This window comes from Paenibacillus sp. BR1-192 (assembly GCF_029542445.1).
In the GTDB taxonomy this organism is placed as follows: Bacteria; Bacillota; Bacilli; order Paenibacillales; family Paenibacillaceae; genus Paenibacillus_AQ; species Paenibacillus_AQ lautus_A.
Genome location: NZ_CP120718.1, coordinates 5701453 through 5713785 on the forward strand (window position 1 = coordinate 5701453; position 12333 = coordinate 5713785).

Genomic DNA, 12333 nt, shown 5'->3' on the forward strand with positions numbered 1-12333 from the left:
CACAAACTCTCCTCCCGTACGCTGTTAAATTTGCGGACCGATATCATATGGCGTTTCCTGATATACATAGTAATTGAGCCAATTAGTGAATAATAAGTTTGCATGCGCGCGCCATATGGACGGAGGCGTTCTTGTTGGATCGTCGTTCGGGTAATAGTTGCGCGGCAGCGCGATGTCCATGCCTTTGGCAACGTCCCGGTCATACTCCCATTTCAGGGAGTCCGCATCATACTCGGAATGCCCTGTGGCAAAAATCTGCTTGCCGTCCCGGCTGGATACCAAATAAATCCCTGCTTCCTCGGACTCGGACAGGATGACCAAATCATCCACGCCTGTTATGTCTTCGCGCCGAACTTCCGTATGACGGGAATGCGGAACAAAGAACATTTCGTCAAATCCGCGGAGCAGCTTGGTACACGCTTCATTGATCGTATGCGGAAATACGCCAAAGCACTTTTCCTCGAGGCTGTATTTCGGCACGCCGTAATGATAATAAAGCCCGGCTTGCGACGCCCAGCAGATATGGAGCGTGGAGGTTACATGGGTCTTGGTCCATTCAAAAATTTCAGTAAGCTCATCCCAGTAATTCACTTCTTCGAACTCCAGCTGCTCGACCGGAGCTCCTGTAATGATCATGCCGTCAAAACGACGGTTCTTCACTTCTTCAAAGGTTTTGTAAAATGATTTCAAATGCTCGGCCGACGTATTCTTCGATACGTGGGAACTCGGGTGAAGAAGGACGACATCCACCTGGAGCGGGGAGTTGCCGATCAATCGCAGCAGCTGGGTCTCCGTCGTTTCCTTGGTTGGCATCAAATTCAGGATCGCAATCCGCAGCGGGCGGATATCCTGATGAAACGCGTGACTCTCATCCATGACAAAAATGTTTTCTCCAGCCAGAACTTCCTTTGCCGGCAGGGCATCCGGAATTTTAATTGGCATCTCGGCTCACTCCTTCGAAATATGAAATGATACATCCATAAAGCTGTGAGAAAGAGCGTTAGACTGTATAAACGCAAGAAGACCTTTCTCGAAGTAGAGAAAGGTCATCATATACGTATCACAATGCGCCTCTCTCATCTGTCAGGCTATACAACGGCTTATACAATCGTCGTATCTCCTGCAAGAATTAGCACCGTGCGATGTTGCCGCCGGTTGCCGGGTTTCATAGGGCTAGTCCCTCCACCTGCTCTTGATAAGATTTCGCTTTATTCAGTTGTTTGGAATTGTTTCGTAATTGATACCTACTTTAAATCATCCTCAATTTTTCGTCAAGAACCTTTTCATGAGTTTGTCACACTTCACCAAAGGTTTCCATACCCTATATCATGGCCCTTGGACTGCTCCGGATTTCACTTGAAAGGTCCTACACCCGGCGTTATACTAGACAAGTGCTGTTTAAAACCGAGTATGAAAGAGGTGACATGGAAGATGGACGGTGACCCGAGCCAGAAACTGGATGCACAAGACGCACAACCGCATAGGATCAAGATCAGCTTACCGGCAGAGGGCAGCGTTATTTTTCATGCGCTTTTTATCGTATTCTAACCTTCCTCGATTTATGCCCGTACACCGGTGGGCTGATATCCTGTGCCTTAACTGCTTGACTTAAGCAGCTTGGATTAGACAAAGGAGTGATATCAGATGAAAATCCGGTTGGTCGATTCGGGCGTATTTACCCCTGTTGATGACATCGAAATGACGCTGACAGCTCCGGCCAGCGGCTTCTACTGGCTGGATGCGGACGTGGATGATTTAGCCGAACTGCAGCCCCTCTTCTCCCTGCATGATCTTGCCGTTGAGGATTGCCTCAGCGAAGAGGAGCAGCGTCCCAAAATTGAAATATACGAGAACCACTATTTTATCGTCGTGAACAGCATCCGGTTTGACGACGAAGAGATTTTCCTTCGGGCATTGAATGTTTTCCTGGGCAGGCATTTTATTATTACGGTGACCAAGCAAAAGATCCATGAGCTCCGCACCGTCAAACCGCTACTCTGGGAGGATGAAGTCAGCACGCCCGACCGCTTCCTCTATCTCTTGATCGACCTCGTCACGGACAACTACTTCTCCGTAGGGGACCGAATTGAAGCGCGGATTGAAAAGCTGGAGGAAGACATTCTGATGCATACCAAAAAATCCCATCTCAGCGAGATCATCGGTCTGCGAAGCGAGATTCTTTGGTTGAAGAAGGTGCTTGGACCTCAGAAGGAAGTTATCAATACGCTCAACAAAAAAGATCTTCGGCTGATCGATGACCAGCTGCAGAAATACTTCAGCGATATCTATGAAAATGCCGTTAAAATTTCCGAAACGTTCGAGACCTATCGGGATCTCATGGGGAACCTTCGGGAAGCTTACCAATCCAGTATCGCCAATCGGGCCAATGAAATCATGCGCGTGTTTACCGCTATTACAACGATCTTTATTCCATTGACGCTGATTACGGGCATCTACGGCATGAACTTTGAGTATATGCCGGAACTTCATTGGAGATATTCCTATTATGTGGTTATCGGCATCATGGTTTTTGCCGGCGCGCTCATGTTTTACCTGTTCCGTAAAAAAGATTGGATATGAGGCACCCTGGTCAAAGGGGAGAGTACTGGCCGGATCACAACGGTTCATACGAACGGCCGCAATTCAAACTCAATCTACAAGCACGGCGAATTAGCATCAGGACGGATCTCCCTGCAACCGGGAGAATCCGTCCTGACTTCGTTTAAGGCAGATTAACCGGCATTCGCTTTGCCGGGCTGATCGCGCCGAAAGCGGATCCGTATGAGACGAAGCCGCTCATACAGCCTCTCCGTTCCGCCCAGCTCTTCTGCTTCTGCGTTCTCCGCTTGTCCCTGTCCGTATACCCGCTGTAACACAGGTTTAAGAAACGTATCGCCCAACTCTTCAAACGCCTTCCATACGTTTTCCTGCTCCGCAGCCGTCATCGTGTTCAATTCGACCTGGAGCAGCTGCTCCGTATCATAGCCTTCCTTCTCAAGCCCTTCCAATTCCTCGACCAAATCCCGGCGCGACAGCGAGGTACGCGCTTCAAGCTCGGTCAGCGAAGCGCCCTCGGCTATGCCAATCAGCATCGCACGGCGGGTTCGGAAGCGTTCAAGCTCCTGCTGATATCTCTGTTCCTTCTGTTTATACAGCCAGGACAAGAACTCCTCTTCCGGCAGCTGCGTATACACCCAATCCAGTGGAAACGTGGTGGTTCGCTCGGTTTTCGTCGTAATCTCCAGCCATTCCACCCCGTGCTCCGAAGCCTTGCTAACCCCGATTCCCGGAAGCTGCAGCAGCTCTTCCTCACTCTGGGGAACAAAAGCGCTGATCATACGCAGCACCCGGTTGCTGGCAATGAAATAGGGCGCTTTTCTTCCGGATGCTGCCTTTCTCCTGCGCCAGGCGCACAGCTCCGTGTACAGCTCCTCCGATCCGTACAGCTCGCTGTAACACTGCAGCTTCTGAGTGCCGAGATTCTTGCTCCCGGTCTCCCCAGGTTCATGGAATACCCCTTCGATTAGCGGGCGGAAGCCTTCTCCGAGCTTCTTCGCAAGCTGGTGCCGATACACGCATAGCAGCTCATTCCATGAGTTGCCTTCATACCATTCGTCATCGGAAACTTCACCGTCCGGTTCCATATTCCGCCAGCCGAGTCGCCATCCTCCTTCTTCCTCGCCGATCCATACTTGGGCCGAACGGAGATGACCTGACTCATCCGCTCCGCTCATCCGATTCATGAACACAATTTGCATCCCTCGATAACCTCCCGTTTACGCAATCAGCATAAAGGCGGAACAACGCAAAAAAGCACCTCTCCTCCGCGCAGCGGCAAGAAAGGTGCTTCCTTCGTTCCATACATTATACTGTTGAAACTATAATACCATAATCTGTAATAGAATCCAATCCATTTTGAACTTGCCCTATATAAGAAATCAGGCTAAGCTTGAATGCTCTTGGCTTCATCCACTGCCAGCTTGGCCAATGCCAATGCGCCGCAGAGACCCGCATTATCGCCGAGCATCGGCGGAACGATGAATTGATCGATCCCGTCATGAAGGCTTGGATGCTGAACATATCCTGCCAGCAGCTCTTGAAGCTTCGTGCGGATCAGCGGGAACAGCTGCTCCTGCTTCATCACGCCTCCACCCATCACGATCCGCTGAGGGGACAAGATGAGGACATAATTCATCAGCGCTTGAGCGAGATAATAAGCTTCCATCTCCCAAGCCGGATGATCCGGCGTCAATTCCACGCCGGGAACACCCCAGCGTTTGCCAAGAGACGGTCCCGCAGCAAGCCCCTCCAAACAGTCTGCATGATAAGGACAGGTCCCCTCATATTTGTCTTCCGGATGACGGCGGACGTAAATATGCCCCATCTCCGGATGGGACAGGCCGTGAATCAGTTCGCCGGATACCACGGCGCCTGCTCCCACTCCCGTTCCGATGGTGATATAAAGACAGCTGTCCAGTCCCTGGGCCGCCCCCCACGTATATTCTCCAAGAGCAGCTCCGTTTACATCCGTATCAAATCCGATCGGAACGTCAAAACGCTCTTCCAATGCTTTGACGATATTGTAATTGCTCCAATGCGGCTTCGGCGTCGTTGTAATGCAGCCGTAGGTCGGGCTGCCTTTCACCGGGTCAATCGGTCCGAACGAACCGACTCCGATCGCCTCTATATCCTTATCCGCAAAAAAGTTAAAGACGTTTGCCATGGTTTCTTCAGGGGTTGTCGTCGGAAAGCTCACTCGCTCCACAACCGTTCCATCCTCCGTACCCACGCCGCAAACGAACTTGGTTCCTCCTGCTTCAATTGCTCCAAGTAAACTCATGCTTCTTCCATCCTCTCCACGATGTGCTGTGCCTTGTTCTCTATATGGTTGCTAACAAGCTCTATTCGAAGCATATGTAAACATTGTGCTCCCGTCAAGTCTGCCTGCCTCTTTCTCTGCCTCTGCCCGTTCCGAGCCGCGGGAGTAACAGCCATGGGAACAAAATCATAACCGTCGCCACGCCCATGCCAGCCCGCTTTGGCCATTGCTAACCGCAACGTAAATCGCCGTGGGCAGCGTTTGCGTGACGCACGGTATATTGCCTGCAACCCATCCAGGTTGCCTCAAATTCGCCTAAACCTCCGGCAAAAGCCAGAAAGAACGCCGATACGCCTGCCTCGCGGACCTGCGGCAGCTCGGATCCATCTGTTTCCGCTCAGTACCATTAGCGGACGGAAAGCCTACCACCATTGGCAGAAGCATCAGCTGCGTTTCGCCGGCCGTTCTGCCGACAAACGCGCGCCGGGACATCCAGCGTGCCGCCGCTGATTCCAGTATAAAGGCACTGATGCTGGACCGCAGTGATGTTTTTATCGACTGCCATTCCGGCAACCCGAGCCGAGCATTTTCGTCATGGTCACGACGACGGCTCCACAAACACAATCCAGCCACCATGTAGACGCCGCTGATTTCAGGCTTCCTGGTGAATTGAAGAAGTGCCCCGGCCTGCTGCGGATGTCTCCGGTACGACACCTTCGACCGAAGCGGCTAGGAAACCACCGCCACCCCAAAAAGATGGCCAAGACTCTTCATTTCCAGCTCCTCCAGTTTGGTTAACGCACGTTCGTGATCCACGCTCAGGCGGCACAAATCGAGCTCGCATTCCATTGGAACCTCGCAATGAATTTCGGCCAGGGCCCGGGACAGATGCAGCATCTCCAAATCCGCTTCGATCTTGGTGCGAACCCCTTTGGTCAATGAATCCAGATTGGCAAGGATGCCTTCCACGGATTCATATTCCTGGATCAGCTTGACAGCCGTCTTCTCGCCGATCCCGCGTACGCCCGGATAATTGTCGCTCGTATCTCCCATCAGGCCTTTTACATCGATTACCTGTCTTGGAGAAAGACCCTTTTCGGCATAAAGCGTCTCCGGTGTATAGTGCATATAATTGCCATGCCCCTTTTTCATAATGATGACCGAAGTCGAATCGTTCACGAGCTGAAGCAAATCGTGGTCGCCCGACAGGATCATGACGTTCATGCTATCTCCGAACCGTCTGGCAAGCGTACCGATGCAGTCATCGGCCTCATAACCCACAACGCCCAGATTCGGGATCCCGAGGCATTCCGTCACGTCGCGAACCAGCGAGAACTGCGGAACCAAGTCATCCGGCGCTTCCGGACGATTGCCTTTATACGAGGCGAATTGCTCCGTACGGAATGTTTTTGAGCCCATATCCCAGCAGCAAGCCACATGGGTAGGCTGAAATTTATCGATGGCATCCCACATATACCGCAGGAAACCGTAAATCGCGTTGGTCGGCACACCCGCTTTGGTACGACGGATATAACCGCTGGACGCGGTTGCATAATAAGCACGAAATAATAAAGCCATCCCGTCGACGAGCATTAAGGATGGTTGTGGATTGGGTATCACGGTCATGATCGCTCCTAACTTTAACTTCTCTGGTATAACCTTAAGATATACCTTGTCATTATACCATATCCTTATATGGACTTGGGCTTGTCACAGGGTATTTCTTTGAATTTCCTATCGCGGGCTGCTCACAAAAAAAAAGAACATTCCGATGGTCGAAAGACCATGGAATGCTCTGCCTTCATCAGCAGGACGACATCGTTACCGGCGAATGGCTGCCCTTCGGCAAACCGATTCCGCGACTCTTGTAATCAATCACTGCCGCAGTTTGTCTTTTGTGTCTGTCATATCCCAAAAACGACCGTTACTTCTGCCATGCCTCCTGATATTGCTCCGCTTTGAAGCCGACGGTTACTTTGCTGCCGTCGGTCACGATCGGACGCTTGATCAATCTTCCGTTGGAAGACAACAGTTCGATCTTCTCCTCATCGGAAAGGCCGGGCAGCTTGTCTTTCAGGTTCATTTCCTTGTATACCTCGCCGCTCGTATTGAAAAATTTCTTTAGCTCCAGTCCGCTCTTGGCGATCAGGCCGGCTAACTCATCCTTCTTTGGCGGTTGTTCGAAAATATGTTGAAGCTCCAGCTCATGTCCTTCGTTCTGCAGCCATTTCACGGCGTTGCGGCAAGTCCCGCATTTCGGATATTGATATACTTTCAGTTTGCTCATTCAATAGGTTCTCCCTCTAATGTTGTAGTGTTACATAATGAAGTGACAGCTTCTTGCGCGAGCGCTAATCTCAATGATTTCATGTCCTCAGGTAGCGGGGCCGTGAATACCATCGTCTTCCCCTCTATCGGATGCATCAGCGTCAGGCTTGCCGCATGCAGCGCCTGCCTGTCCATATAGCCGTCCAGCCTCATGATCGTTGCGGCTAACGGATCCAATGACCCGACGGCCCCATGGGAATCCTCATCCCTCTCCGGCGCATTCGATAACAATTCCTGATCGCTGTATACGGGATGCCTGTACATCTGATCTCCGATCAATGGACAACCGATGCTTAGCATATGCACCCGAATTTGATGCGTCCGGCCTGTTTCGAGCTTCAATTCAATCAAGGATGCGGAGGGGTATGTTTCGCATACCCTATACCGCGTAAGCGAAGGATATCCTTCCGGGGTTACGATGCGCCGGTGGGGCTCCAACGGATCCCGATCAATCGGACCGTCAATATCGCCTGTCTGCGAAGAAGGTCTTCCATGCACAAAAGCGACATACCTCTTATCGACGGTGCCGGCAATCATTTGTTCGGAAACATGCTGATGAATATACGCATTCTTCGCGATTACCAGTACGCCGGAAGTCTCCTGATCGAGCCGGTGAACCGCTCTGAACCGGTAATTCCAGCCCTTCTCCTGCCAATAATGAACGACCCCGTTGGCCAGCGTGTCGGTGTAATGCCCATGCGTGGGATGCACGATGACCCCTGCCGGCTTGTTCAAGACAAGCAGATGCTCATCCTCGTACAGAATATGAAGTTCCATGGGCTGGGGCAGCATATCGTTGGAACGTTCCTGCTCCATCCGAATTTCGACCAAATCGCCCGCTTGCACTTTAACGCTAATATATACGCGGGTCCCGTTCAGCATAATGCCCTGCTCCGTCAATTTGAGGCGGGAGAGCAGCTTGCGGGATACCCCCATTCTTTTTTGCAAAATGGTCTTAAGCAGCATGCCGTCTTCGTGTGAAGGCACGACATAGCGGATTGGCGGATAGTACAGACTCATCTATTACCGGAACACCTTTCCGCTTCGCTCATATTCAACATCAGGTATCCCGGCATGCACATTGGCTGCCCGTGCGACAACAAAGAAATAATCGGACAACCGGTTCAAGTACCGGCGGACCTCCGGATTGATCTCGGTGGTTCGCTGCAGCGTAACGGTCAACCTTTCTGCGCGGCGGCATACGGTCCGGCATACATGCAGCGAAGAAGACAAGGCGCTTCCGCCCGGCAGAATAAAGCGCTCAAGCGGAGGGTTCTTCTCTTCGAATGCATCCAGCCACGCCTCCAGACGATCCACAAGCTCGGCACCGACCTTGAGTTTATCCTCCCGCGGCCTCGCATAAGCCAGATCCGAGCCGCAATCGAACAGTTCATGCTGGATTTGAACGAGCTGAAGATACAGCTCCTCAAAATCGGCTTCCTTGGCCAAGCACACGGCCTGACCGACAAAGCTGTTCAATTCATCGATCGTGCCGTACGCTTCGATGCGCGGATCATCCTTGGGCACGCGACCGCCAATAATCGAAGTCTCCCCCGCATCTCCCGTTCTTGTATATACCTTCATCACATCTTCCTCCATTTCATATCTTGAACGAACACCATAACATCTTATTATGCTCACTATAGCATAATTTCGGATCACGTTCCCGCTGCGGCCGAATAAACCCAAGGCCGATAACGCCTAGAGGGAAGTGCTTTAGGTTGGCGTTTGGTTTTAAACACAAACAAGGCTGATCCACGAGTATTCTCACTCTAGGAACAGCCTTGCATTATTTAATGGTGAAATATTTTAGAGTTTCTTTTTGGGATGGGCCTTCATATATTCGTTGATCTTCAGATCCAGCAAACTGCTGATCTCGATCACAATTTCCGACGTGAAGGACTGCTCTTCCAAAAATATTTGCTCCATCTTCCGGCGGAGCATGTGAATTTCGTCTTCCAAGGTAATTTCCTGAGGAGTGGATTTGGCTGATTTAATTGACCATTTACCGTGATTATTGTCTTCAGCCGTATAATCACCACGGTAGTTTGACAATTCATAATCACAAAACACTGGTGATCCCTCCTTGGAAAGTAAAATTCTGCCCCCAAAATAAAATTATAACATAATTTTCGTCAATGAAAAGTGAATCTTTTGTTAATTCAAGGAAAAAGTTCAACGAATTCCTTGCCTACTTTATTTTTTCAACAAAATTGCCCATTCGCTCCAATGCCTCATTCAGTTGAGCAATGGATGTAGCATAAGAACAGCGAATGAAACCTTCCCCGCCAAGCCCGAAGGCAGTGCCCGGCACTGCGGCCACTTTGGCTTCGGTCAGCAATCGCTGAGCGAATTCTTCCGAGCCGAGTCCCGTTCCCTTGATGCTTGGGAAGGCGTAGAACGCTCCCTGGGGTTCGTGGCAATCCAGACCGATCTCCCGCAGACCCTGCACAACGAGTCTGCGCCGCTGGTTATAGGATTCAACCATTCGGTCCTTCTCCCCCATGCCGTTACGCAATGCTTCAAGCGCTGCGACTTGCCCCATGGCCGGTGCACACATGACCGTATACTGATGAATTTTCAGCATGGCGGCAATGAGATCCGTATGGGCGCACACATATCCCATACGCCAGCCGGTCATAGCAAACGCCTTCGAAAAGCCGCTCACCAGTATGGTGCGGTCCATCATGCCGGGCATCGAGGCAAAGCTGACATGCTTGCCTTCATACGTGAGCTCGGCATAAATTTCATCGGATATCACAATCAGATCGTGCTTTTCCACCACTTCCGCAATCGGAAGCCAATCCTCGTAGGTCATGATCGCCCCTGTCGGATTGCTCGGATAGCAGAGAATCAGAATCTTTGATTTGGGCGTGATTTGCGCTTCCAGCGCCTCGGCCGTCAGTTTGAAATGATGCTCCGCCGTCGTTTCGATGCCGACGGGCACGCCGCCGCCGATTGAAGCGATCGGCGAGTACGAAATGTAACACGGTTCCGGAATCAGAATTTCATCTCCGGGAACAATCAAGGCCCGCAGCGCCAGATCAATCGCTTCACTGCCGCCCACGGTTACGATGATTTCATTCGCAGGATTATAGGTCACATGGAAGCTGTCGTTCAAATATTCCGCGATCGCTTCCCTCAGCTCCGGCATGCCGGCATTGGACGTATAGCCCGTAAACCCGCGTTCCAATGAATATACGCACGCTTCTCGTACATGCCACGGCGTAACGAAATCAGGCTCCCCGACGCCTAGCGTGATAATATCCTTGTTTCCGCTGACGAGATCGAAAAATTTCCGGATTCCGGAGGGTTGAATATCCCTGACTCTAGGCGCCAAATAAGAGCTCATCGATTTCCTGTTATTTTCTGCAAGCTGCTGTTCGTTCAAAATCATAGCACACGCTTCCTTTACGGCGAGATCAGGAGACGATTGTCTTCTTGACGTTCTTCAAAAATAATCCCGTCTTGTTTATATTTTTTCAAAATGAAATTCGTTTTGGTCGATAATACAGAATCAATAGGCGACAGTTTCTCGGAAACAAAATTGGCCACCTCACGCAGGTTACCGCCTTCCACTTCGACCAGCAGGTCGTAGGCGCCTGACATCAAATAAACCGACTTCACCTGCGGGAACAAATAAATCCGTTCCGCGATTCCTTCAAAGCCTCTTCCGCGCTCAGGCGTTATCTGAACCTCGATCAGCGCCGTAACCTTCTCGTCCTCCACCTTGCCCCAATTGACAACGGTGGCGTACTTGACAATGACGTGATCTCGTTCAAGCTCCGCAATGGAGGTCTTTACTTCTTCCTCTTCTACACCGAGTAGAGTAGAGAGTAGAGCCGGCGATCTTCTCGCGTCCTCTTTCAGCAGGTCAAGCACCTTCAGTTTCAATTCGCTTAGCTCTTCCATGTACGTATCCTCCAGCACTTATTCCGAATAACCGCTCGTGACACACGGTTTTGTCGGAACAGAGATTAATACTTATATTACAATAACTTACACGGGATGTGCAAAAGAAAAAAACCGATGCATGCCCGCAGCGAATGCTGGAGGTGTCATCGGCGAAATCGTTGCGTTAACCATAGATGGTTGGGTTACATTACATATAAGAAGCAGGGGATACATTGGTTGCATGGGGCTCAACGTTCGGATTGTGCGCATACGCGCCCATGCTTGAAGTTTTTTGATTTATCGTTTCCCGAGTTTTTTGTACGGACTGCTGCGCTTGTTTATGCTGCTTGTCCACGTCGTATTTCAGCGCATGCGTGCCTGCGGTGTACATGTTCTGCTGCTTCATCATATTAAAGAATTCGCCTTGCAGACTCAGCGTATCCGTGGTCAAATTGGTAAACATTTGACGCACGTCAGGGCAAGTGGCTTCCGTCGTGGCTGTCGTATATTCTCGAACGGCCCGTTTCAGCTCTCCCAGTATCGGGCTGAGCAAATCCTCTTCGGGCAGGAATGAAGATCCGTTAGGGGTTGCCATCGTAGTTCCTCCTTTGGGTTGTTGGTTATGCACTGTCTGCTTACTGCGGCTGGTTGGGCGCAACGCTGCTGTGGGTCTGAAGGGAGTTCACCAACATATCAAGATGCTGCTCATGTCGCTTCACGAATCCGAGCAGTGCCTGCTGAATGGCAGGGTTCTGACTGGCTGCAGCCGTGGCGGCGCAATGCTTGGCCAGCATGGTCTCGTTGGAGATGCAGTCCACGATATAATCCAGCTCTTTTGAAGTGAGAGGCTGTAATTGCTGATTGGGTGTCATACGGTTCGTTGTTCCCCTTTCCATTTAGGTTGACAGGACCTAGTATGCCACCGTTGTACAAATCTATGTCGCAAGATGTCATGAAATGCGGAAGGAACGACCAAACTAATTGCGATGTGACGATGGGAGGGGATGGATCATGTTACTGACCGGCGGAACAACGCCCTGGAAATATTTAAACACCGAACCGGTAAAAAAATATCCCGTGCTCTCGGACCGGCTTAGCTGCGACGTGCTGGTCGTCGGAGGCGGTATCAGCGGTGCCCTGATGGCCTATGTCCTGAGCGTGCAAGGCGTCGACGCCATTCTCCTGGAGAAAAGTCGAGTATGCGAGGGCAGCACTTCCGCCAATACGGGACTGCTGCAAATCTCCAACGACTGTCCCCTTTCGAATTGATTCAACATTTTGGCGAGGACCGG

General features: G+C 51.0%; 15 protein-coding genes, 1 pseudogene and 1 riboswitch. Of the genes and pseudogenes, 2 read left to right on the forward strand and 14 right to left on the reverse strand.

Annotated elements, in window-relative coordinates; all coding sequences use genetic code 11:
* Nucleotides 1-24: 24 nt before the first annotated feature.
* Complete coding sequence (metA, locus tag P0X86_RS25700) at nucleotides 25-942, reverse strand: homoserine O-acetyltransferase MetA (RefSeq protein ID WP_015737127.1); 918 nt, start codon at nucleotides 940-942, stop codon at nucleotides 25-27.
* A gap of 131 nt (nucleotides 943-1073) precedes the next feature.
* A riboswitch (SAM riboswitch) is annotated at nucleotides 1074-1202 on the reverse strand.
* Between the two features lie 442 nt (nucleotides 1203-1644).
* On the opposite strand from metA, the gene corA reads away from it, so the two are divergent.
* Nucleotides 1645-2580: a magnesium/cobalt transporter CorA gene (gene corA, locus P0X86_RS25705; RefSeq protein ID WP_009594304.1), complete on the forward strand. Its 936-nt coding sequence runs from the start codon at nucleotides 1645-1647 to the stop codon at nucleotides 2578-2580.
* Nucleotides 2581-2732: 152 nt separating this feature from the next.
* Here the strand turns inward: corA and P0X86_RS25710 are convergent, their stop codons facing one another.
* From P0X86_RS25710 to P0X86_RS25770, 13 genes and pseudogenes are all read right to left on the reverse strand, one after another.
* The gene (locus P0X86_RS25710; RefSeq protein ID WP_277746789.1) at nucleotides 2733-3758 is read right to left on the reverse strand and encodes an HRDC domain-containing protein; all 1026 of its coding nucleotides are present in this window, start codon (nucleotides 3756-3758) and stop codon (nucleotides 2733-2735) included.
* A 185-nt stretch (nucleotides 3759-3943) separates the two neighbouring features.
* Nucleotides 3944-4840 carry an ROK family protein gene (locus P0X86_RS25715; RefSeq protein WP_096776417.1) on the reverse strand — a complete coding sequence of 299 codons (897 nt, stop codon included), beginning with the start codon at nucleotides 4838-4840 and terminating at the stop codon, nucleotides 3944-3946.
* Between the two features lie 177 nt (nucleotides 4841-5017).
* A pseudogene (locus P0X86_RS25720) lies at nucleotides 5018-5147 on the reverse strand (molybdate ABC transporter permease subunit); the annotation flags it as partial.
* Nucleotides 5135-5533 (reverse strand): hypothetical protein, encoded by a 399-nt coding sequence (locus P0X86_RS25725; protein ID WP_277746790.1) that lies wholly within the window; start codon nucleotides 5531-5533, stop codon nucleotides 5135-5137. The pseudogene P0X86_RS25720 and the gene P0X86_RS25725, both read right to left, overlap by 13 nt.
* Before the next feature lie 15 nt (nucleotides 5534-5548).
* Nucleotides 5549-6445, reverse strand: a complete 897-nt coding sequence (locus tag P0X86_RS25730; protein WP_015737130.1) for a 5'-3' exonuclease — start codon at nucleotides 6443-6445, stop codon at nucleotides 5549-5551.
* Between the two features lie 298 nt (nucleotides 6446-6743).
* A complete protein-coding gene (locus P0X86_RS25735; protein WP_213579622.1) occupies nucleotides 6744-7106 on the reverse strand; it encodes an arsenate reductase family protein in 363 nt (120 codons plus the stop codon).
* Nucleotides 7103-8167, reverse strand: coding sequence for an RluA family pseudouridine synthase (locus P0X86_RS25740; RefSeq protein ID WP_277746791.1), 1065 nt, complete (start codon nucleotides 8165-8167; stop codon nucleotides 7103-7105). The genes P0X86_RS25735 and P0X86_RS25740 overlap by 4 nt, the downstream gene beginning before the upstream one ends.
* Nucleotides 8168-8170: 3 nt before the next feature.
* Nucleotides 8171-8731 (reverse strand): cob(I)yrinic acid a,c-diamide adenosyltransferase, encoded by a 561-nt coding sequence (locus P0X86_RS25745; RefSeq protein WP_015737133.1) that lies wholly within the window; start codon nucleotides 8729-8731, stop codon nucleotides 8171-8173.
* 225 nt (nucleotides 8732-8956) lie between these two features.
* Nucleotides 8957-9220, reverse strand: coding sequence for an aspartyl-phosphate phosphatase Spo0E family protein (locus P0X86_RS25750; protein ID WP_009590300.1), 264 nt, complete (start codon nucleotides 9218-9220; stop codon nucleotides 8957-8959).
* Nucleotides 9221-9338: 118 nt separating this feature from the next.
* Nucleotides 9339-10544 carry an aminotransferase class I/II-fold pyridoxal phosphate-dependent enzyme gene (locus tag P0X86_RS25755; RefSeq protein WP_015737134.1) on the reverse strand — a complete coding sequence of 402 codons (1206 nt, stop codon included), beginning with the start codon at nucleotides 10542-10544 and terminating at the stop codon, nucleotides 9339-9341.
* A gap of 14 nt (nucleotides 10545-10558) precedes the next feature.
* Nucleotides 10559-11059, reverse strand: a complete 501-nt coding sequence (locus P0X86_RS25760) for an Lrp/AsnC family transcriptional regulator (RefSeq protein ID WP_009590307.1) — start codon at nucleotides 11057-11059, stop codon at nucleotides 10559-10561.
* 190 nt (nucleotides 11060-11249) lie between these two features.
* Nucleotides 11250-11636: a spore coat protein gene (locus tag P0X86_RS25765; RefSeq protein ID WP_015737135.1), complete on the reverse strand. Its 387-nt coding sequence runs from the start codon at nucleotides 11634-11636 to the stop codon at nucleotides 11250-11252.
* 40 nt (nucleotides 11637-11676) lie between these two features.
* The gene (locus tag P0X86_RS25770) at nucleotides 11677-11913 is read right to left on the reverse strand and encodes a hypothetical protein (RefSeq protein WP_009590298.1); all 237 of its coding nucleotides are present in this window, start codon (nucleotides 11911-11913) and stop codon (nucleotides 11677-11679) included.
* Between the two features lie 139 nt (nucleotides 11914-12052).
* Here P0X86_RS25770 and P0X86_RS25775 point away from each other — a divergent pair, with 139 nt between their 5' ends.
* Nucleotides 12053-12310, forward strand: a complete 258-nt coding sequence (locus P0X86_RS25775; RefSeq protein WP_277746792.1) for an FAD-dependent oxidoreductase — start codon at nucleotides 12053-12055, stop codon at nucleotides 12308-12310.
* The last annotated feature ends 23 nt before the right edge of the window (nucleotides 12311-12333 follow it).

Coding starts and splice junctions, on each gene's coding strand:
- metA (WP_015737127.1), bottom strand. CDS start 942: ATGCCAATTAAAATTCCGGATGCCCTGCCGGCAAAGGAAGTTCTGGCT.
- corA (WP_009594304.1), top strand. CDS start 1,645: ATGAAAATCCGGTTGGTCGATTCGGGCGTATTTACCCCTGTTGATGAC.
- P0X86_RS25710 (WP_277746789.1), bottom strand. CDS start 3,758: ATGCAAATTGTGTTCATGAATCGGATGAGCGGAGCGGATGAGTCAGGT.
- P0X86_RS25715 (WP_096776417.1), bottom strand. CDS start 4,840: ATGAGTTTACTTGGAGCAATTGAAGCAGGAGGAACCAAGTTCGTTTGC.
- P0X86_RS25730 (WP_015737130.1), bottom strand. CDS start 6,445: ATGACCGTGATACCCAATCCACAACCATCCTTAATGCTCGTCGACGGG.
- P0X86_RS25735 (WP_213579622.1), bottom strand. CDS start 7,106: ATGAGCAAACTGAAAGTATATCAATATCCGAAATGCGGGACTTGCCGC.
- P0X86_RS25740 (WP_277746791.1), bottom strand. CDS start 8,167: ATGAGTCTGTACTATCCGCCAATCCGCTATGTCGTGCCTTCACACGAA.
- P0X86_RS25745 (WP_015737133.1), bottom strand. CDS start 8,731: ATGAAGGTATATACAAGAACGGGAGATGCGGGGGAGACTTCGATTATT.
- P0X86_RS25755 (WP_015737134.1), bottom strand. CDS start 10,544: ATGATTTTGAACGAACAGCAGCTTGCAGAAAATAACAGGAAATCGATG.
- P0X86_RS25760 (WP_009590307.1), bottom strand. CDS start 11,059: ATGGAAGAGCTAAGCGAATTGAAACTGAAGGTGCTTGACCTGCTGAAA.
- P0X86_RS25765 (WP_015737135.1), bottom strand. CDS start 11,636: ATGGCAACCCCTAACGGATCTTCATTCCTGCCCGAAGAGGATTTGCTC.
- P0X86_RS25770 (WP_009590298.1), bottom strand. CDS start 11,913: ATGACACCCAATCAGCAATTACAGCCTCTCACTTCAAAAGAGCTGGAT.
- P0X86_RS25775 (WP_277746792.1), top strand. CDS start 12,053: ATGTTACTGACCGGCGGAACAACGCCCTGGAAATATTTAAACACCGAA.